General features: G+C 63.9%; 15 protein-coding genes. 6 read left to right on the forward strand and 9 right to left on the reverse strand.

The window, feature by feature from the left end:
• Positions 1-406: 406 nt before the first annotated feature.
• From ACQP2O_RS50970 to ACQP2O_RS50980, 3 genes are all read right to left on the reverse strand, one after another.
• Positions 407-1174 carry a hypothetical protein gene (locus ACQP2O_RS50970; protein ID WP_433177305.1) on the reverse strand — a complete coding sequence of 256 codons (768 nt, stop codon included), beginning with the start codon at positions 1172-1174 and terminating at the stop codon, positions 407-409.
• Positions 1175-1254: 80 nt separating this feature from the next.
• Positions 1255-1719, reverse strand: coding sequence for a hypothetical protein (locus ACQP2O_RS50975; protein WP_433177307.1), 465 nt, complete (start codon positions 1717-1719; stop codon positions 1255-1257).
• 499 nt (positions 1720-2218) lie between these two features.
• Positions 2219-3745, reverse strand: coding sequence for an AfsR/SARP family transcriptional regulator (locus ACQP2O_RS50980; protein ID WP_433177308.1), 1527 nt, complete (start codon positions 3743-3745; stop codon positions 2219-2221).
• A gap of 573 nt (positions 3746-4318) precedes the next feature.
• Here ACQP2O_RS50980 and ACQP2O_RS50985 point away from each other — a divergent pair.
• From ACQP2O_RS50985 to ACQP2O_RS50995, 3 genes are all read left to right on the forward strand, one after another.
• Complete coding sequence (locus ACQP2O_RS50985; RefSeq protein WP_433177310.1) at positions 4319-5314, forward strand: LuxR C-terminal-related transcriptional regulator; 996 nt, start codon at positions 4319-4321, stop codon at positions 5312-5314.
• 40 nt (positions 5315-5354) lie between these two features.
• Positions 5355-7154, forward strand: a complete 1800-nt coding sequence (locus ACQP2O_RS50990) for a S9 family peptidase (protein ID WP_433191461.1) — start codon at positions 5355-5357, stop codon at positions 7152-7154.
• Between the two features lie 295 nt (positions 7155-7449).
• Positions 7450-8628, forward strand: coding sequence for a PIN-like domain-containing protein (locus tag ACQP2O_RS50995; protein WP_433177312.1), 1179 nt, complete (start codon positions 7450-7452; stop codon positions 8626-8628).
• Positions 8629-9036: 408 nt separating this feature from the next.
• Here the strand turns inward: ACQP2O_RS50995 and ACQP2O_RS51000 are convergent, their stop codons facing one another.
• From ACQP2O_RS51000 to ACQP2O_RS51025, 6 genes are all read right to left on the reverse strand, one after another.
• Positions 9037-10989 (reverse strand): DUF3732 domain-containing protein, encoded by a 1953-nt coding sequence (locus ACQP2O_RS51000; protein WP_433177314.1) that lies wholly within the window; start codon positions 10987-10989, stop codon positions 9037-9039.
• Between the two features lie 4 nt (positions 10990-10993).
• Complete coding sequence (locus tag ACQP2O_RS51005) at positions 10994-11479, reverse strand: three component ABC system middle component (RefSeq protein ID WP_433177316.1); 486 nt, start codon at positions 11477-11479, stop codon at positions 10994-10996.
• On the reverse strand, positions 11476-12576 hold the full coding sequence (locus ACQP2O_RS51010; RefSeq protein WP_433177318.1) for an ABC-three component system protein: 1101 nt from the start codon (positions 12574-12576) through the stop codon (positions 11476-11478). The genes ACQP2O_RS51005 and ACQP2O_RS51010 overlap by 4 nt, the downstream gene beginning before the upstream one ends.
• Positions 12577-13299: 723 nt before the next feature.
• Entirely contained in the window at positions 13300-15822 is a 2523-nt protein-coding gene (locus ACQP2O_RS51015) for a DEAD/DEAH box helicase (RefSeq protein WP_433177319.1), read from the reverse strand.
• A gap of 416 nt (positions 15823-16238) precedes the next feature.
• The gene (locus ACQP2O_RS51020; RefSeq protein WP_433177321.1) at positions 16239-16460 is read right to left on the reverse strand and encodes a DUF397 domain-containing protein; all 222 of its coding nucleotides are present in this window, start codon (positions 16458-16460) and stop codon (positions 16239-16241) included.
• Between the two features lie 17 nt (positions 16461-16477).
• On the reverse strand, positions 16478-17305 hold the full coding sequence (locus tag ACQP2O_RS51025) for a helix-turn-helix domain-containing protein (RefSeq protein ID WP_433177323.1): 828 nt from the start codon (positions 17303-17305) through the stop codon (positions 16478-16480).
• A gap of 400 nt (positions 17306-17705) precedes the next feature.
• Here ACQP2O_RS51025 and ACQP2O_RS51030 point away from each other — a divergent pair, with 400 nt between their 5' ends.
• From ACQP2O_RS51030 to ACQP2O_RS51040, 3 genes are all read left to right on the forward strand, one after another.
• A complete protein-coding gene (locus tag ACQP2O_RS51030) occupies positions 17706-18137 on the forward strand; it encodes an ATP-binding protein (RefSeq protein WP_433177325.1) in 432 nt (143 codons plus the stop codon).
• An 88-nt stretch (positions 18138-18225) separates the two neighbouring features.
• Positions 18226-18549, forward strand: coding sequence for a hypothetical protein (locus ACQP2O_RS51035; RefSeq protein ID WP_433177326.1), 324 nt, complete (start codon positions 18226-18228; stop codon positions 18547-18549).
• A gap of 159 nt (positions 18550-18708) precedes the next feature.
• Positions 18709-19329 (forward strand): hypothetical protein, encoded by a 621-nt coding sequence (locus ACQP2O_RS51040; protein ID WP_433177328.1) that lies wholly within the window; start codon positions 18709-18711, stop codon positions 19327-19329.
• The last annotated feature ends 37 nt before the right edge of the window (positions 19330-19366 follow it).

Consider the following 19366-nt stretch of genomic DNA (forward strand, 5'->3'; position numbering starts at 1 on the left):
CATCCGGTACGGCTACGGCCCCGCCCGCACCTTTCACCCCGCCGCCGCTGACCTCGTCAGGCCGGCCCTTGCGAACAGGCAGCACGCCGCCGCTGGCGGCAGGTCTGGCGACGCCCTCGATGAGGAGGAGGTTCGTCGGCATTGAAAAATCCGCCTGGCATCAACTGGATCCGCTTCGTCGTCACCGTGACTGCCCTTGTGGCCGCAGCGATGCTCTCCAAGCCCGTCGTCACCGCTTGCTGCACAGCCCAGGCCGCCGCATCGATGGCAGCCGAACCGACTGAACCGCTCAGGCTGCTCGTGCTCCCGATGCCGATGTGGTGGTCCGGCTAACCGAGAAGATGACGCCGTGAGCTGCGTGGGCAAGCCCTGTGCAGCTCACGGCGCCTCCACCATCGTGCGAACGTCACCGCTCTTCTCGTGCGGCTTCAGCGGCGTCTTCGAGCATCGCCAGTGCGCAGCAGGTGACCGGGTTGCACGGGACGCCCGGGTCTGCGCCGCACTCGTCACAGCCTCTCTGCGGGTCGGCGGGGCGATAAGCCCATATCAGCACGTCGGCGTCGTACCACTGCGGCCCGATCGAAGTCTGGACAGCGATGATCGCGGCGTCTTCCTTGCTGGGTTCGTCGGTGATCTGCCGGGACGGGGCGAACAGCACGTCCCAACGACGCAAGTCCCCGGCTCGCACGTAGGCGAAGGAACCGTCGAACTGATCGTTGGTGCTCGTTTGCCCGCCCCCGTCACCCTCGAAGGGTGTGGTGAAGCAAGCGGGCGAGTCGTGATCGCCCCCGCAGTAGCCGCAGCAGCGGTCCTCGGCGTAGGCCGACAGGTCCTCGGCGAACTCGTCACGCCACATGAGCTGTTCAGGCGTGTAGTCGTCGAAGTAGTCGGCTTCGACATCTCCGGGACGGAGCGTGAGGTAGCCGAGCAGGCTACGGGCAGCCTGAAGGAGCGTCTCGGCGACGGATCGTGGGCCGCTCCCAGAGCAGAAGTCACGACCGTGGAAGATCGCCTGATTCTTGTGAGACAGACGGTAGCGATAGCGAATCCGGTGATCGTCGGTACGGCCGTCGGCTCCGATCTCGAGGATGTGATCAGCGTCGATACGCCACACCAGCACCAGATGCGGCCGCTGTGAGTTTTCGGGCAGCGTCAAGACATGCGTCGTCGACATGGAATCCCCCCGTGGGATGAAGGTGATGCGTTCCTGGTGTTGCCTGGTCAGCGCGTACGGCTGACGTGCCGCTGACGCGGTCAGGAGGAACGGTGGGTGCTACGGCACCGCCAGTCCTGTCCGGCCCAGCGGATCGCACGGACGGCGCGAGCGGCACGCTCGGCGAAGATCTCTGGCCGAGCCGCTTCGTCCCTGATCGCGTCGAAGGACAAACGGGACCCGATCCGCCCGTCAATCGTGAAGACGAAATCCTCCTGCTCTGTCTGGTAGTGCACGTCCACCGATACGCCACCGCTTGTAAGCGTCTCGACGTACTCCAGACACTCCGTGAGCGTTTCTACGTTGTCGATCGCGTACGCGACTCCGTGACGCTCGACGTCGTCCATGCATTCGCAGTACGTCACGTCCGGAAATCGATCCCGTACCTCACCCAGATCGAAGACGTATCCGGAGCATGCAGAGCCACGCTTCCCAGAGACGGAGGGCACGAAATCCGCCATCCGTTCACAGATCTGCAGGTGCGCTTCGGGCAGCAGATCGGGCATGTCCACGATTACGAGTAGTCCTCGCTCGGATCGATTCGCTGCGCCCATTTCTTTACCCCTCCCGATCGCGCTTCTTTGTGCTACTTCTATTCGACCACAAAATCTGGCGCTTGGGAGCCCCCCAGGGCGGCGTTTTTCAAGATATTCGCAGGTCAGCGGCGTGATCGATATCCAAAAGGCGACCAGCAAGCACGCGACAATGGGACCTCACATGCAAAGCGATACAAGAAAGGCGGGACGGCATTCAAAGCGAGAATTGCAGTTAACGAATGGCGCATTAAGGCGCGAACGGCCGAGCCGGCCGACCGCCGCGCATCTGTTACGGGCATCAGCCCTCATGTCGGGACGCACGTCCGGGAGGCGCGCATCACGTGTCACCTGGGGAGATGCCCGCTTCACACCACCGGTTCTAGGTCGGTGCCGCCGTCGATAGCCGATCCGGTAGGCGACTCGGGAACCCCCAAGTGACGCGGCCGTCCGGCCGGGGTACGAACCGCCGTCACGTCGCCACGTTGGTGTCTGCAGTCAACGACTGGAGGAGTGCGCACGTTTCTCGAGAAGGCTCTTCGCCGAGGCGCGCAAGTCGCTTCTCCAACGCTTCATACGCAGACCTCACGCTTTCGATCCGGTGCAGCCGATGGTATATCCGCATTATCTTGCGGTCGGCTTCTTCATGACATGGGGCTACCTTGACGGTTCGCTCAAGGATCGTGATCGCCCTTCCGGGACGTTGATCCTCGATCAGCCGCACTACCTCCATCGACGCGTCGATGACCTTACGTCGAAGGTCTTGCAGATGCGGTTCGGCCCATGACCCGTCGCCGACATGGGCGAACTCGCCACGATATATTTCGAGGACCTGCTCGAATTGTTCCAGGCGACACCTATCGTCATAGGCAGTACGGCCCAGGCGGACCGCCGTCTCGAAGTCCCAGAGATCGGTATCGACCAGGCTGCGGTCGAGCCAGTATCGACTCATCCTCAACTGCACGAATTTCGCACCTGATCCGCCCGTTGCTTCTCGCAGTGCCCTGCGCAGATAGTAAAGCGCGTCGCTAAAACGCTTGCGCGCACAGGAAAGCGGCTCTGACGGCCAGAGATCCTCGATAATGAGGTCCGCGCTGGCACCTTCGGGGTGACAGGCGAGGTACGTGGCGATCTCCCAGGAGAACTTGCGCTCCAGCAAACCGGGAAGCCTTCGTCCCGCTATGGCGATCGATGCAGGGCCGAGTATCTGAAGTCGCGGCTTGATGCGCTGAGTGCGTTGGAGCGCCCTACTCCCGTCGATCACAGTGAGGGCCGATGCCGCGATCGACGATCGAGCCGGCACAACCGTATCGGGAGTGCCCATTGATGGCGGACCGGCATCGACTCTGCCGTCCACCCTCGCTTCTGACGGAAGGACCTGCGCGTCATCCTGTACGGAGTCGCGCGGGGCGATCGCCAGACGGGCACCGATCAACGCTTGGAGTTCGGGGGACGCCGACGATACTCGGCCGTCATCGTCAACGTCGAGGCTCGCGCCGAGAGACCACCGGCCCGACAGCAGCGCGTAAATCCCGTACTGGACGGCTTCGTTGATCAATGCTTGCAGACGAGTCTGCTGCGCGTCGGCATGGGCGAACAGCCACATCTGCCGCAGGCTTCCGGTGTCTCCACCGTTCTCCTGGGTACGGACCCGCCCGGACAGTTCGGCGTGCACCAATGCGATCGCCTCGTCCAACGTCGCCACGACGCTGGCCTCAGCGGGCACCGGTCCGACGCCGTACAGTTCCGCTGCGCAGGCAGCCGTGATGATGAGCACGTCTCGTCTCCGATAGGCAAGGGCCGCGATCGCCGCTCGGAGGACACCGGCGCCGGCCACCCCGATGATTCCGCCGGCCGCGGAGATATCGACGACGACCGGACCCGCGCACGCCCAGCCCTTGAGCGGCTCACCGGGATCCGGAAGGAACTGCAGGACCCGAACTGCCCCGCTACTCGCGCGGACAGCGGCGTCCCGGCCCAAGTCCTGGTCGACACTCATCGGTGGCTCCACCAGGGACGAGGTCAGCAGTGACCGGCGAGTGTCCGAGCGTCGGCGCCCCATGAGTCGGAACGCCTGACGGCGGATTGCACGTAGCCGCTGCGCGTGCGGCGATGGCTCTGTCGTTCCGTCGGCCTTCCGGATCATCTGTACCTCCCCGACATGCCTGGGCGCGCCCAGACCACCAGAAGAACAGAGAAGCGTGCGCCTGAGCAGCAGGGAAGATGCGGTTCTGCGCAGTGAGGGATTCTGCTCATCCCAGTGCCGGAGGCACCGCTCGACAGGTCGCCGCGGGAGCGCCTGATGGCAGGAACCCCGAAGCCGAAAGACCTGCGACGCCGCAGGTCGCGCACCGCATCGGGTGTTCAGCGAGGCACCGGCCCAGCTCGATGACGCAACGCAGTTGTATGATGACGGAGAGTTCTTAGTGAGGTGATTACATCGGAAGACGAGAGCCCCCAGCGGACGCATCGAACCGACGAATCGCATCTGGTCAGCGGGCAGGCCCAAGGTACTCGGGCTGCGACTCGCGAATGCTGTACCGATATCCCCCACTTGTCGGAAAGCTGAAGCATGAACTCCTCCGATACGAGTTCCGTCCGTCGACTCTTCACCGGGCTAGTGGGCGACGACCTGCTGGCCGCCTTCGAGAGATTGGTCGCTGCTGACGGTTGCCCGATCTCGCAGGCCGATGATTGCGTCGGTCCACCTGATCTGGTGAAAGAACTACTCGACTGCGGGATGGCTCATATCGGATCGGCCAGTCCCGATCCCCCGAACCTCGTGCCCGCACCTCTCGACCTCGCGCTCCACGGCCTGCTGCGGAAGAGACAGCAACAACTAATGGAGGACTGCGAACGCCTCATGGACGGTCATCGCCGTCTGTCCTCCATCGAGCGGATACGTCCCAAGGCCGAGGGGATCAGTCACCGCCTCGTGGAGGTCGTCGTCGATAGGACGGAGATCACCAGGCTGTCGCACGCCCTGATCAACTCCGCACGAGACGACTGGATGAGCCTGGAGAATTCCCACCTCGAAACTCCTCTGGATGAGGCCACCGGCTACAGTCCGCCGCCGGCCTTCGAGAACAGCGTCCGCTGCCGCGCGATCTACGAAGCCTTCGTGATGGACAACCCGATTGGAGCACGCGCAGTCCAAGAGGCGATAAGCCATGGTGAAGAGGCCCGGCTCCTCCCTCGCATCGGCATGAAGATGAAGCTGGCCGACGCGTCGCTGGCGATGCTGCCTTTGACCCCGACCGGCATGGACGGCGCGATGGTCATCCGCTCGGCCGTCATCGTCGGTGCACTACGCGAATACTTCGAAATGCTGTGGGAACGAGCGATGCCCGTTGGCACGCAGCCGGAATCACGCACCGGCCTGCCCCCCGTCGAGGAACGGGTCCTTCCGCTGCTCGCCCAAGGACTCACCGACGAGGCCATAGCGCACCGGCTGGCGGTCAGCCTGCCCACAGTCCAACGCCGCCTTGCCAACCTGAAGAAGCGCCTCGCCGTCGACACCCGTATCGCCATCGTCGTGGCCGCCATGCGCCGCGGCTGGATTCAATGACGCGCCGACCACGTCGGCGCTGCGACCCTCCGGGACTGTGATGCTCGATCTGCTCTCGTTCGTCCCTAAGGCCCGGCTCCAACCGGGCGTCGCCCTATCGCCAGACGCCACCATGGTGGCCTACTCCTACAACCCCGCTCATCAGTTCGGCCTATGGATCGCCCCCGTCACCGGCGGTCAACCGCGTTGCCTGGTGGAGTTCCCCGACCAGGCCGTGCGGCAGGCCGCGTGGTCTCCGGACGGCAAGTCCCTGGTGTTCACGGCCGACCGCAACGGAGGCGAGCAGTATCAGATCTACCGGATTCCGGTCACGGGCGGACAGCCGGAAAGGCTCACCACGGCTGACGATCGCCAGCACACACTCGCGGCCAAGCCATACGACCCGACCGGTCGTTATCTGATCTACGCAGCTAATGACCGCGACCAGACCGTGCAAGACCTCATCATCCGCGATCTCCAGGGCGACACCGAGCGCAGACACATCCCTGTCGGAAAGGGCTTCTACAAGCCCGTTGGCACATCGCCGGACGGTCGTTGGGTGCTGATCGAGGGTTTCAGCGCAAACATCGATTCGGACTGCTACCTGCTCGACCTCCTCACACCCGGCGCCGAACCCGTCCTGGTGACCGACAGCAGCGCCCACTTCGACCCGGTCTGCTGGGCACCGGATTCCACCGGGTTCTACCTCCTCACCACTGTCTGGGGGGAGTACGTCGCCGGTGCCAGATACTCGCTGCAGGACAGGACACTGCGGCCGGCCGTCAGCGCCGACTGGGACGTCGAGACCCTCCGCGAGGTCGGGGAGACGCTCCTCTGGACGCTGAACGAGAACGGCCGTTCCGTACTCCACCTACGCCGAGGACAGGCGGAGCCGACATCTCCAGCCCTCCCGGCAGGTGTGATCCGCGCACTCGATCTGTCGCGCGACGGCGCGTTGGCCGCGATCCAGATCGAGACCGCAGCACGCCCCGCCGAAATCGCCGTTCTCGAGCTGGAGAGCGGGGCTCTGACCTACCTCACCGACACCCGGCCGGCCGCCCTGTCCACGATCGAGGCGATCGAACCGCAGACCGGCGCCTTCTCCGCCCGCGACGGCCGCTCAATACACGGGCTCCTGTACCGTCCGCGCGGGGAAGGACCGTTCCCCGCCGTCATGTGGATCCACGGCGGCCCTGAAAATCAAGAACGCTTCACCTACGAAAGATCCGGCCTCTACCAGCACCTCCTCAACCAAGGGATCGCCATTTACTGCCCCAACGTGGCTGGTTCCACCGGATACGGCATGACGTTCCGAACACAGCTGTACCGGGACTGGGGCGGAATCGACCTCCGCGACTTCGAAGACGCTGCTGCTCATCTGCGGTCACTGCCCTGGATCGACCCGGACCGTCTCGCCGTGGCCGGTGCCTCGTACGGCGGGTTCGCCGCCCTGTCCTGTCTCACCCGACTCCCCCACCTGTGGAGCGCCGGCGTGTCCTTCTGCGGACCGTCGAACCTCGTCACCCTCGCCACCGCCTGCCCGCCGACCTGGCGGACCTTCGTCAACACCGTCCTCGGCGATCCCCACGACCAAGCCGACGCTGAGCGCCTGAGGCGATGCTCACCCATCACCTACGTCGACCAACTCACCGCCCCGTTGCTGGTCATCCAAGGCGCCCACGACCCCCGCGTCCCCAAGCAGGAGTCCGACCAGATCGTCGCCAAACTCCGCAGCCGCGGAGTCGACGTCCGCTACAGCGTCTACGACGACGAAGGACACGGTTTCACCAAGCGCGACAACGAGATCACCGCAAACGCCGACATCGCCGACTTCCTCATCACCCACCTCAAACCTCGATAGACGGGGCGCGTTCATCAGCCACGGAAACGCTCGTTAACCACCCGATGGCGCGCCATATTGCGTGTCTGTGCGCTACGCCATGACAACGAACAGGAGCGCAATGACGGACGACGGCAGGCCGCAAGCTGTGGCTGGGGCGACGCCGATGGAGAGTTACGGTTGCACGCCGACAGCTGGTGCATGCGCCTCGCGGCATGAGAGGACGTCTCTCGCCGTCGGGACCTTTGGGGCTGCTTACATCTTGGGGAGGGCGAAAACCCGTGCGACGTTCGTCAGGTAGGCATACGTTTGCGTCATGAGTGAGTTCCCGCCGGAAGAGACGAAGAACGATCGTTTGAGCCTGAGGGGTCAATTTCCTCAGCATTTTCCCCCGAGCAGTGACCAAATCAAAGACTTCTTCGTCGGAGGCCTCGTAGCATTCGACACAAATGCGCTCTTCGACCTCTATCGATTCAACTCCCAGGCGAGGAAGGAATTCCTGGCGGCGCTGAAGCTGCTCGGGGACCGGCTCTGGATCCCCAACCGCGTTGCGGAGGAGTTCACCCAGCGACGTTCGACGATCATCAAGGAGTGCTCCACCGCGATCGAAAACCTGTCGGCCGTGCTGGAGAAGACGCTGATAAGACCACGGGAGGTCCTTAGCGAATTCGGTAACAGGCGGGGACTATCCACCGAACAGCGCCAAACTCTCGCCGAGCTGGTGGATGGCCTCCACAAAGAGGCCATGCGGCAGGCCGTAGAGTTCTACCGATTCGACCTCGACGCCTCTGCACCGGCAGATGAAGACGCCATCCTCATGGAGCTCGAATCGATCCTCAAGGGCAGGATTGGTCCGCCCCTCGATGATATCGACGCCGCCAAGCGAGAGGCGATACAGCGGATCGAGGACCGTGTCCCGCCCGGTTATGAGGACGCGAAGAAGGATCCGTCACTTGCAGTCGGCGACTACCTGATCTGGCGCCAGCTCATCGATGAGTCCGCCAGGCGGAAACTCCCCGTCGTCCTGGTGACGAACGAGAAGAAAAGCGACTGGGTCCACAAGGGTGAGGACGGCATGTCCAAGGCTCGCTCCGAGCTGGTCGCCGAAATGCACGCTGAGGCCGGCACCGACTTTTTTCTGACGAACGTCCATTCCTTTCTCGCCCACGCAGCTAAGGACCTCGGGGCAGCAGTCAGCAAAGCCACCTACCAGCAAGCAAAGGCAATCTACGAGACGCCACCGGCTCTTGTCACTGTCCTCGCTCCCGTCCAGGAAGTTCGCTCGGAGATCGAGAGGCGGCTCCGTACGGCCTATATCGATGAATCGCTATATGAAGAGCGGGCAACGGACCTTCGGCATCCCTTCGGCGGTCACCTGTCGATCGAATCCCTCAACATCGGTGACATCAACGTGACCTTGAACCAGTCCGCCTACGACGTTAACAAGAACCCACACAGTCGGGAACTCGGCATTTGGGCCGATGACGAAATCTGAGTGGCCACGGTGAGTCTCGACAAATCCTCTCGCCAAGCCAGCCAGCAAGAAACTCCTTGAGAGATGCCCCGATCTCGCGGTGCCCCTGCTCCCTAACGTCGGCGCCCGCGTCTGGAGACTCGTTGCCCGCTTGCACGCACCTGCTGCTTCACGCCCGACCAGCGGCATGAGGGTGAACTGATCCGGGCCGTGCTCTCATGCAGCGAGCCACCGGCGAATCAGTGAGAAGTCCGATTCGGCGAGGCCGGCATTCAGGTCGATTCGACGCAGTAATGCTCTGCCCGCATGGTGTGCGGACACCCACCGCCGATCGGCATCGGTTATCTCATCGTCGGGCCAGATGAATGCACGTCCGGCTGAAGCGAACCCGGGCGGTCAGCTCTCGAACGATACACCTTCTTATTATGGTCAAGTGGCCCAATCTTCAGGGATGAGCTTCAGACCGTTGCGCCAGTTATGCTCAACAGAGTCTACGAACCACTCATCAGGTAGATATGCGTGGTCGCAGACGATGATCTGCATGTTAGGTGCGAGTTCCTGAGCAACGTCGTAGAGTAGTCGGAAGATCCGTCGCACGGCCTCTCGGTCTTGATCCCTCTGGGGGATGCCGCTGGGTGTGGCGACATCAGCCGGGTAGTGCCCCTGGGACGGCTGATCCAGGATGAGGAAGCGAGGGACTGGCCGTTCGTTCCGTACGAGGAAGCGATGGAGCCCAAGGTGGGCGGCGAGATGGTAGCCGATCCAGTTCTCGGCGCTTCCGATGCGTAGGAGCGGATAAGTGCCGTCGTCTTTCTCTACTGCCACTGTCAGTTTGGCGAGATCGAGGCGTGCCGTACCTTCGCTGTGCTCTAGTTCTAGTCGCCGGGCATAGTCGGTCATGTCCCGGCTGATTGAGAACAGGGCGGAATTTAGTAGTTCGCGGAGCTCGGCGCCATCGAGTTCTCGTTCCAGAGAGCTGACGATATCTCTGGCGTTATCAACGGCCTGCTTCAAGCGGGCGAGTTCGATATCGTCTGCAGCTGTGACCCGCGACAAGATCGCATCGATACGTCCGCGGGTGAAGGCTCTCCCATCGGCTTCTATCTGGTCCGTGGCGATGGCTGAGCCGCGAACTGATGAGAGTGCCTGCTCGAGGCTCGAGATCTCCGTTCGTAGAGTGGTGGCCTGATCGTCGAGTTCTGCGAGTGCATTGCGTCGGGCCGGCCGTGCCTCAGCCAGGTTGGCCAGTTGACTCTGGAGGCGCTCGAGTGAACTCCTCATGTTTGACACAGTCGGATCTGGTTGCGCGGTTGCCTGACCACAGGCCGGGCAGGCGCTTGCACCATCACCGGAAGGGTTGCTGGAATCGGGTGCTGATGACGCGATCAGATTGAGGGTCGTCAGACGGCCCGCCTGGAGCCTGAGGGCTCCCTCATAGCCCGACTCTTCCGACCGTTCCTCCAATAGGAGCGAGCGGTCTGCGAGGACTCGATTAAGCCGGTAGCGGGCATCTCTGAGTTGACCTTCGAGATTGACGTAGCGGTTCTGGCGTTCAAGGTCAACGCTTGCTGGTTGCCGTTGCTGCAGAGGGGGGACAGCGCGGACCGCTTGAAGGCTTCTGATCAAGGTCGCGCGGTCGGGTATGTCTGTGTCTTCGAGCAGTCCGACAGCCCTGGCTTCCGTGTGCAGTGCCCTGAGCTCGGCATCTATGGTCTCTGCTGCCAGTTCGGCAGCGGCGAGGGCTGCTTCATTCCGCTGCAGGGTGTGCCGGGCATCTCGAAGCTGGGCGCGTCTGAGGGCCTGGTCCCGGGGTGCCGCCCCCAGGAAGTAGGGAATGGTGTCGCGGAGTGCCTCTGGCATGCGAGGCTCAGCCTGCCGGTGGAAGAGAGAGTTGAAGTCTGCGATCTCATTCTGTCCCTGAAGGCAGAGCAGGACAGCGTGACCCAGGTTTGCTTCGAAGGATGGCCTCCCGCTCCTTGATGGAGGCGCGGTCAGGTTCTCTTCAATGCCAATCCGCCTGCCGATTTGGGTGCGCAGCGCAGTCGAGTCGGTGTTGACGGCAAGGTTCTCGAAGCGCGGCGGCAGCAGTTCGTCACCGAATTCGATCATGGCGCGTTGGGTCGAGCTCCTGGCCGCAGGACGCCCGGTAAACACCTGCCCTCCCGGCAGCTGCCAGATCGCTCCGTACCAGACGACGGAATCGAAGTGGGAGCCGAGAGGGAAGCGGAGTTTATCGTGCCCAAGACAGTAGTCGATGATGCCGAGCAGGGCGCTCTTCCCTGCCTTCGAGACTCCGGTGACGATATTCAGTCGACCGGGACGGAACTCAACGACTCGGGTCTCGCCCTCCGCGTTGTACAAGATCAGAGACAACAACTGCACTGGTTCATGGTGCCACACCGAGGAGGGCGAAGACGGTCGCAGGGTTCTCTGCCTTAGCGAACCACTTGCCAACGAACCCCGCTTTCCGGACGATCTCCTCGGAGTCGCCGCTCCGGATCGGCCGCATGTCGGGCGGCGGGGCCACTAGCAGGCCTCCGCCCGAGTCGATGGCAAGGATCCCTAGGGCCATGCCGAATCGGAGGCCTTCCCTCACCGGCTCGATCAGGGACTGGGCGCGCGCCGGGAACCCCGCTCTCAGAGTCGATTCGCGATCTACCCAGGTGCTGAGGTGAGTCCGAGTGTCGCGGGGAAGGGCCTCACGCGTCCCCTGATGAAGCACCATAGGCGCTATGAGATAGATGAGCGGCCACGCCATCGAACGATCCGACTCCCTCGTATACTGCGAACCGGCGGCCGCGCTGACCAACGCAAGCAAGGCCGGATTCAGCAGCGCCGCGGCCTCAGGGGAGCGTCGAGTCCACGGGGTCATCTTTCGGCGGTCCCCGAAGAGGTCACGGCTCCCAACATGAGCGTCTCAAGGCGATGCTCGAAGTCCGGGTGCCATCCGATGAGCCCTCGGTCGGCCAACGCATGCCGTCGGCCTCGAGCGAAGAAGAGGTCGTCGTAGCCAGACCGAACGGTGACGTTGGTTGAGTCTCGTAGTTGCCGCAGAAGCCGCCTACCGGCTTTGACCTTTACTCGTTCGTCGGCGTCCTCGCCCAGGTCCTCCTGCATGTCTGCAAAGACGCGCTGCCACTCGTCCTTGAGGTTGTCCTCGAACTTGTCAAGTTCGGGGGACGCGATGAGATCCTCGGTCAACCATCGATGCACCTGGGTATAGGCCCGGTAGTAGTCGACGACCGCCTTCCTTAGATTCGTCTCGCCACACTCAACCCAACGAAGCTGATGTACGAACTTCTCGTCATGGTGCGCTGCGACCACAACACCCTCGTCTACGTCGGCGAGATCGACGAGAGTCGGCAGCCGGCCAGCGGTGAAACCGTCACGGATGTTCGAGATGCTCTGCTGGGCCTCAACCGCGCTGACCGACTTCTTCTCACCTTGCAGCATCCGTAGGGCAGTTCTCGCCCACCACTTCCACACCAAGGACAGGAACAGGTCCTGATGGTCGCTCGGCAGTGATGCCCACAGGGCCACCCGTAGCTCTTCTTCCAGTCCCTCGGATCTAACCGCCCCGTCCGCTATAGCGACCCGCGAGAGGAAGATCATTCTGTCAGCGTCGGAAAGTTTGAGGAACGTTGCCCTGGCCTTCTCCGTGGCCTTCGCACTTGAGTTACTAGCCGCCTCGGTAAGCTTGAAGAGAGCGGTGGACTCGTCTCTGGTCTCAGATCGCAACGCGTAGGCTGCCGTTCCAGGCTCCGCAACGGAAGTGGTGACCAGGATCAATCTTGGCCCTTGCGGATCCGTGGGGTAAGCCGTGTCCATCCACACCAGCAACGTTTTCCAGATGTCGCTGTCCTTGTCGCCAAGCCCCACTGACTCTACGAGGTGATGCTTCGTCTGCAGCAACTCGACGGGGTCTCCGGTAGTGGCCGATTCCCAACCGACATCGTCGTGCGTTTCCAAGCTGATCGCCTGGTCTGGCCTCCGGGGAGCCTCGCGAAGAAGCTCCAAAAGGCACCAATTCACCTGGTACAGGTAGCCGAGCGCACTGGCTGAGGCGTTGTGCGGTCCGGCAGGCATACATCGAGTCTCTAGTGACCTTGATGGGCTGTCCAGACCTACATGCGTAACTTTCCGACTTTCGGCCTGTCCGAAAATCGTGAACGTGGCCAGTACCCACGTAGCGCGACGACACCCGGCTCGACGCCGAACTGCTCCGCAAGACCTCGGGCTTTTATCGCAGCGGCTAACAGCGACGAAACTCCTCGCGCCTCCAGCTTGCGCGACGTCGGTGCAGCTAAAAAATGCCTGTGACCGCGAGCAGGGCAACTGATACGGCTGTGTTACCGTCCCCTCGTTCTGCCGCGAGCTCACCGCAGTGCCTGCTCGGCTCGGCCACCACGCCCGACGCCTGAACCCCGACTCCTACCCGGGCACCGGCTACTGCCCGAGGTTCTGGACGGCTCACCGCCTCGCCCAGCCCTCTCCCCTTCGGCGCCCAACGTCCGCTCTTCGGCACGACCGGACGTCAGGATGATCCGGCCCTCGCGGCGCTACCCAACGCGCGGATCGCGGCATGAGAGGACGTCTCTCGCTGTACGAATCTTCAGGGCGGATCACCCCACCCCAGAAGGGAATGGGGGCCGACGACATCTCCAACAAAGCGGTGCCGGACTGGCAGGCGGGTCAGCCTGCTGTAGAACGTGGAGTTACCGCGTAGGTCTGGAAGAAGTTGCCAGCGGTCAGCTTGGTGTACGCGAGTTGCTCCGCGACGGCTATCTCGTCCTTCCATCGCCCCTGACCATCGGCGAGCGCGACCGCGAATCCGCGCACAGCCTGCTTGAGCCGTTCCCAGGTCTGCTCGGTGACGACTCGCATGCCCAGTACGGCGACGCCCTTGTCGTGGATGGTGTCGCTGGGGTGGACCATCACCGGCACCTGGTCCGCGCCGGAGTGAGTCCTCTCGGCCCAGCGCGCGCTTCCGCCGAGCTGGTCGAGGTCGCTCTTGGAGATCGTGTCGGTCGAGCAGCCGGTCTTCAGCTCGATCACGGCGTGGCAGCTGGAACTCAACGCCCACAGATTGTCCGGGCCGGTTCCGTACCGTTTCTCCGGGCGAGTGCTCGCCAGACCGAGATGAAGCCCCAGACGCTCCCATGCTGCCTCCGCATCGTCGGTTCGGTCCTCATCTCCCCAGACGATCTCGTCCAGCAGTGCCCGGACTCCCAGGACCAGGGCCATGCCATCTTTATATTCCGCCGTCAGGAACTCCGCCGCTGCTGCCGCTTGCGCGGCTGCTGCCTTGAGCTGCGTCGGCGTCACTCCAGCGGCTGGTCGCAGGACGAACGGGTTGTCGGCCAGTGCCCTGGTTAGCATGCGCTGGGCTGAAGCTGCGTCGACCTGGTGCAGGTAGGCGGCACGTTGTTCGGTGAGCAGGCCCCTTACAGCCTTGTCCTGGAGTTCTGTGATGGTGCGCTGCATCTGGTCAGCGGCCCCGCGCAGCTGCCCGGTCACGGCCAGGTCGAACGCTTCCCGGGCCGCGATGGCTTCGGGGCGGACCACACTGCTCTCGGCGTAGCGGATATCGGCGAGTGCCCGGCGGCTCAGTGTCAGCCACTGCGGTTTGCGGTCCAGGCAGGCGCTGATGGCGGACCGGACCGCGTCCAACCCCTCCCCTTCAATCTGCTGGGCGATCTGATGACTGAGCTCGACCTGGGCCCGCGTCGCGGGGGAGAGCAGCCCGCGCTGCCGGGGCTCATGGATCGCCACAGCCAGTTCGCTGCCCAGGAGGAGGACCACGCAGTGGTCCTCGCTGTCGCGTACCCCCCGTCCCATGCCCTGCTCGATCCGCTGAATCTGCCGGGTCAGCGGGGTTCCGCTGCCCCGCAGGACACCGGCCTCACGGCGTTCCGCGGCGTCCATCGGGCGAGGCACACCATCGAGGATCAGCAGGCGGCAGGCATCGCCAGGCAGGTCGACACCGTCGTACTTGTTGACCAGCACCACCAGGCCGACATGGCCGGCCTTCAGTTCCGCTACGCCGGTCTCCAGGTCACCGACGAGGTGGACACGGTCGGCGTAGGGTCGCCACGCCGCGGCGGCTTTCTTGCTGGGCACCAGCACGACCACGTTAACCGGTTCGTCCTCGGCGACGTTGTCGCCATCACGGTCTCCGTCGGCGAACTGTCGGGCCATGACCCGTACGGCCTCGTCGTCCAACTCAGGATTCAGGCCGATCGGAGCCAAGATCATCCGATCACCCAGGTCAGACGCGCTCCCCGGCGTGACTGGCCGCCGCAGCATCGCGGGATCAGCGTCCAGGTCGGTGACCAGGACACTGTCGTCGGCGAGGGTGGCGGTGAGGTAGACCCGGCGTGCCGCCTCGTGGAAGGCAGGAATCATCGCGATCGGCAGGCACGGCGGACGCATTTCCACACTGCGGCTGGTGACAGTCGCCGCGCACAGCGGCAGTATGTCCCCGATCAGCGGCCACACGAACTTGAACTCATCCTCCTTGGCGTGCGGGTGCAAGATCGCCATGACCTCGTCCTGCCTGTCCGCCCAGGACCAGAACGGGATCCGGATGGTGGCGGTGTAGTCGTCGGTACAGACGTCCGCCCAAGCCTTGGGTGACTGGGCCTTCATGTCCTCAGCGAACTCTTCGAGGAGTTCGTCATAGGCCTCGTGGTCTGCGGGGATAGTCAGCCGAAACTGACCTTCGGCGGTGGCCAACGCCGCGTGGGCATCATCCACGACGACGATGCCCAGGTCGATCTTCTCCCTGTCGTCTCCCACGACGCCGAACACCGACATGCCGTTGATTAGCTTGTGGAAGGTCGTCACCAAGATGGCCCTCCCCCGGCGGAACGCCAGGTCCCTGGCATCGTCGGTGGTGACCAGCCCCAGCCGGTCCGCCTCCGTCCGCACCTGCCGGGCCAGGTAAGTGTCCGGCGCGAGATAGACGGCCTTGCCCACACCCTCGTTCAACGTGCTCTGAGCGATCAAGAGGCCGACGACGGTCTTCCCACCGCCAGTATTCTGCTTGATCACGACGTCGCGGTCGCTGCGGCGATCAAACCACCGCTCCAGCACCTCACCCTGCTCATGCCGAAGATAGGGCCAGGGGCGATGGGGAAGCGCAGCGTAGATCTCGCGCGGCCGCAGCAGCGGCGACACGTTTCCAGCGCCGACACGGCTCCAGTCGAGTGGCATGGTACGGGAGTCCCTCCTCGGGCTGCGGGGCGATGCGAGCGTCTCCATCATCTCGCCGACACCGACGCAATGTCTCACCACGACCAGTAATTGGATCCTGCCCGCAGACCCGACGTCATCGAGCACTTTGTCGAGAGGCGTTGTACATCACCTGGCCTCTGGCCTCAGCATTGAGCAGCCTTCGGCCTCAGGGTCGCGAACGTGACAGCCGACGCAGGAGGGCGGCCGACATGGGGTGGGCACCAGGGCCAGCGGACAGCGACCTGGTCCGACCGAGGTGTGATGGAGGCGGTGATATTCCCCGCCTCCCGTACGAACATCCGGACATCGGCATGACAATGCGTCCGACGGCCAGCGTCGGCAGGCTGTCTCCGTCATCCAGCGCTGCGGACGGATTGCGAAGCGGGGCAAGTCCCTCAGGCGCCGAGCGAACCTGTCAGGTCCAACTTGCCCTGCTTGATGTCGTCGATGAACGCCGCCCAAGCCGACGACGTGAACGCCAGCGTCGGCCCGTTCGGGTCCTTGGAGTCGCGTACGAGGCGCAAGGTGTCCAGCATCCCCGCTTCGACGCAGCCCTCGGCGGCGTCGCTGTACGTGCTCTTGCGGAAGATGCCCTGAGGCCGGTTGCGGTCGGTCACGCGGTCTCCCTCTGCAATCACTGTTTCGCCAGCCGCGCGAGCAGCGTCAGCGACTCGTCCGGGCCGAGGGCCGTGGCCTGCATCTGCTCGAACGCAAGGTCGTGAGTGTGCACCTGCCCTTCGTCCTCAATGTACAGAGCCCCAGTCACATTCTCGACATAAACGACGTTCGGGAAGTACTGCTCGGGAAACTGCAGGATCGAGAAAGAGCCGGCAACACCGGGGTGGACACCGGCGGTCGCCGGCATCACCTGAAGCATGACATTCGGCAGTTCCGCCAGCTCGAGGAGCCGGGTGAACTGCGCACGCATGACCTCGGCGCTGCCGCAGACCCTGTGCAGTACGGCTTCGTCGATAATCGACCAGAACCGCAGCGGCTGCTCGCGTTCCGTGAGCACAGCTTGCCGCGCCATCCGCACGGCCACCCTACGATCAACCTCCGAAGGCGGCTTGAAGCGCATCAGCCCAGTCTTGATCACGTTCCGGGCGTAGTCCTCCGTCTGGAGGAGACCGTGGATCAGGCCCATGCTGTAGCAGCTCAGCGCCTCGGCTTCGGCTTCCAGCCCGATGTAGGTGGCGTAGTCGGTGCTCAGCGGCTCCGTGTCCCACCAGTCGCGTTGACGCGCGGTCCTGGTGAACGTGATCAGGGCGTCGCGCCGGCGTCCCGCAACCTCGTACAGGTCGAGAATTCCCTGGACCTCGGGTGCGGCGACACGTCGCATGACGGTTTCGATCCGCGACAGCTTGGTCTTGCTCCAGCCGAGCTGTTCGGCCGCTTCTTCGAGCGTCAGCCCGCTCGCCTCGCGTAGGCGCCGTAGTTCGGCGGCCAGTCGTCGTTCGCGCACTGTGGGTTGCCGTGTAGACACTCGCGTCAGTCTGCCCAGTGGCGCCACCGGCGGCAACCGTGTTGAGACTCATGGCCGAAGCTGATCTTGAAATTGTTTCTTGAAACAGTTGCGGACCCCATCCCAAGCCCTGCACGATTCGTCGTGAGCGACACACAGAGAGTGAGGTCGATGGGCGTGGCGAGCATGGGATGGTCAACCACGCTGATCGGCCCGTCGGTATCGACCGACACGCATCGACCGGTACTGACCGTCGCCATCCCCACACAGGAACACAGGGCTCCGGTGGGGTGGAGCCCCCGACCCGCCCCACCGGTATAGACGCTGCGGTCCCGGCCGACGCCCATGGAGTCAGGAGGGAGCCGACCAGGATCGCAGCCGACATGGGAGGAGTTTCCGAATGTCCGTTTCCCTCGTCGACACCCACTGCGGTCTCGCAGATGAGTCCGACGCCATGCGCTGGCGTCGGACGTTTCCTGGCCGTACCGATCAGTCCCGGCCCGCCCGCCACTTCGTCGCGTTCCTTCTGGCCGGGTGCCCGCTCGGCGACGACGCCGTCTCCGTGGCGGGTGAACTGGTGGCCAACGCTCTGACGCACACCCATTCCGCGAAGCCTGGCGGACTCTTCGTCGTTGAGGTACGGCGCTGGCGCGGGGGTGCGGCTGTGGCCGTGACCGACCAGGGCGGTACGAGCGAGCCGACGATACGCGAGGCCGACGGGCTGGCAGAGTCCGGACGAGGACTCCACACCGTCAACGTCCTGACCGGCAGGTGGAGCTGGACCGGCGACGCGAGCAGCCGCACCGTGACCGCCGTCTTCGACGAGCACTGATCAAGCCTTACGCCTTGCCCGGCTCTCTCGATTCCCGATCGACGGCATTCGCCCGGACAGGCGCAGACCACCGCCGAAAGGCCAGCAGATGCGCACCAGCGCCCGATTGCACACCGAACTCACAGCGATCATCGATCGCGCCTACGATGCCACCGACCGAGCCGACGGGCCGATGATCCGTGCTCTACTCGGTGACCTCGCGGGGACAGGACTGGACCAGCGCACCGCCGCCTTCCTGAGCCAGGCGCACCAACTGGCTCTCGACACCACCGCCGCGCTGACCAGCGTGCTCGACACTCATCGGTTCGGTTCGTGCTGTTCCGAGTGTGGAACCAGCGATCCCTGCCGCACCATTCGTGGAATATCCGAGATCTTCATCCCCAGCAGCGACGCCAGCCATTCGCGCGCCTGAGCGCGTCACCGCAGCCGTCAAATCAGCGGATGTTGCGCCATGACTGGCTCTCGACGACCTCACCGTTACTGGACGCACGGCAACCCCCTCGGGAGGCTCGGCTCAGGCAACGCCTGCTGCCCGTGCCTGCTCGAGTCCTCGACAAAGAGAGTGAGAGCGATGATCCGCTCGGCGAACGACGTACACGCCCGTACCAACGCCCAGGTGGACACCATGATGGCTGCCGCCATGCGAGCCGACAACACCACGATCCGCGCCGCCGTCGAAGAGGTCACTCTTCGCGGCCGGCTCGACGCCCATACCGCTGAGTTCATCCGGCAAGCGCGCACCAGCGTGCTCGGTGCCTGTGCCGCGCTGACCGGCGTGCTCCAGACACACCGATGCGTGACCGGCCCGTACGGCAACGACATCTGCGGGAGCTGCGGAACCGCAGAAGTCTGCCGGACCCTTCAGCACGTCAACGACTCGCTCCTCGCCTACTCCACCTGCCGAGTCGCCGAAATCGATCGCGCGGAGGCATGGCGGCGGGCCGACGCGTGGATCAACCGCGACACCGCGAACCCTCTTCTGGTCGCGGTAGAGGAATTCCCAGACGGCTTCGTCACCTGGCCCATGTCGCAGCCCAGACCGCCGGATGACAAGACGTTGCTCATCGTCGACAAGCGCACCGGCCGGCTCACCCGTTGGCCACCACAGCCCAAAGACGTTCTGGCCGTCCAGTACCGCAATTACCTCCATCGTCGCCCGATCGAAATCGGCCCGTCGGAAGGGCGCCGATGACGCCAACCACCGGAACAGCAGAGGACGAAGGCCCCAT

Source organism: Actinoallomurus sp. CA-150999, assembly GCF_050942425.1.
GTDB lineage: Bacteria > Actinomycetota > Actinomycetes > Streptosporangiales > Streptosporangiaceae > Actinoallomurus.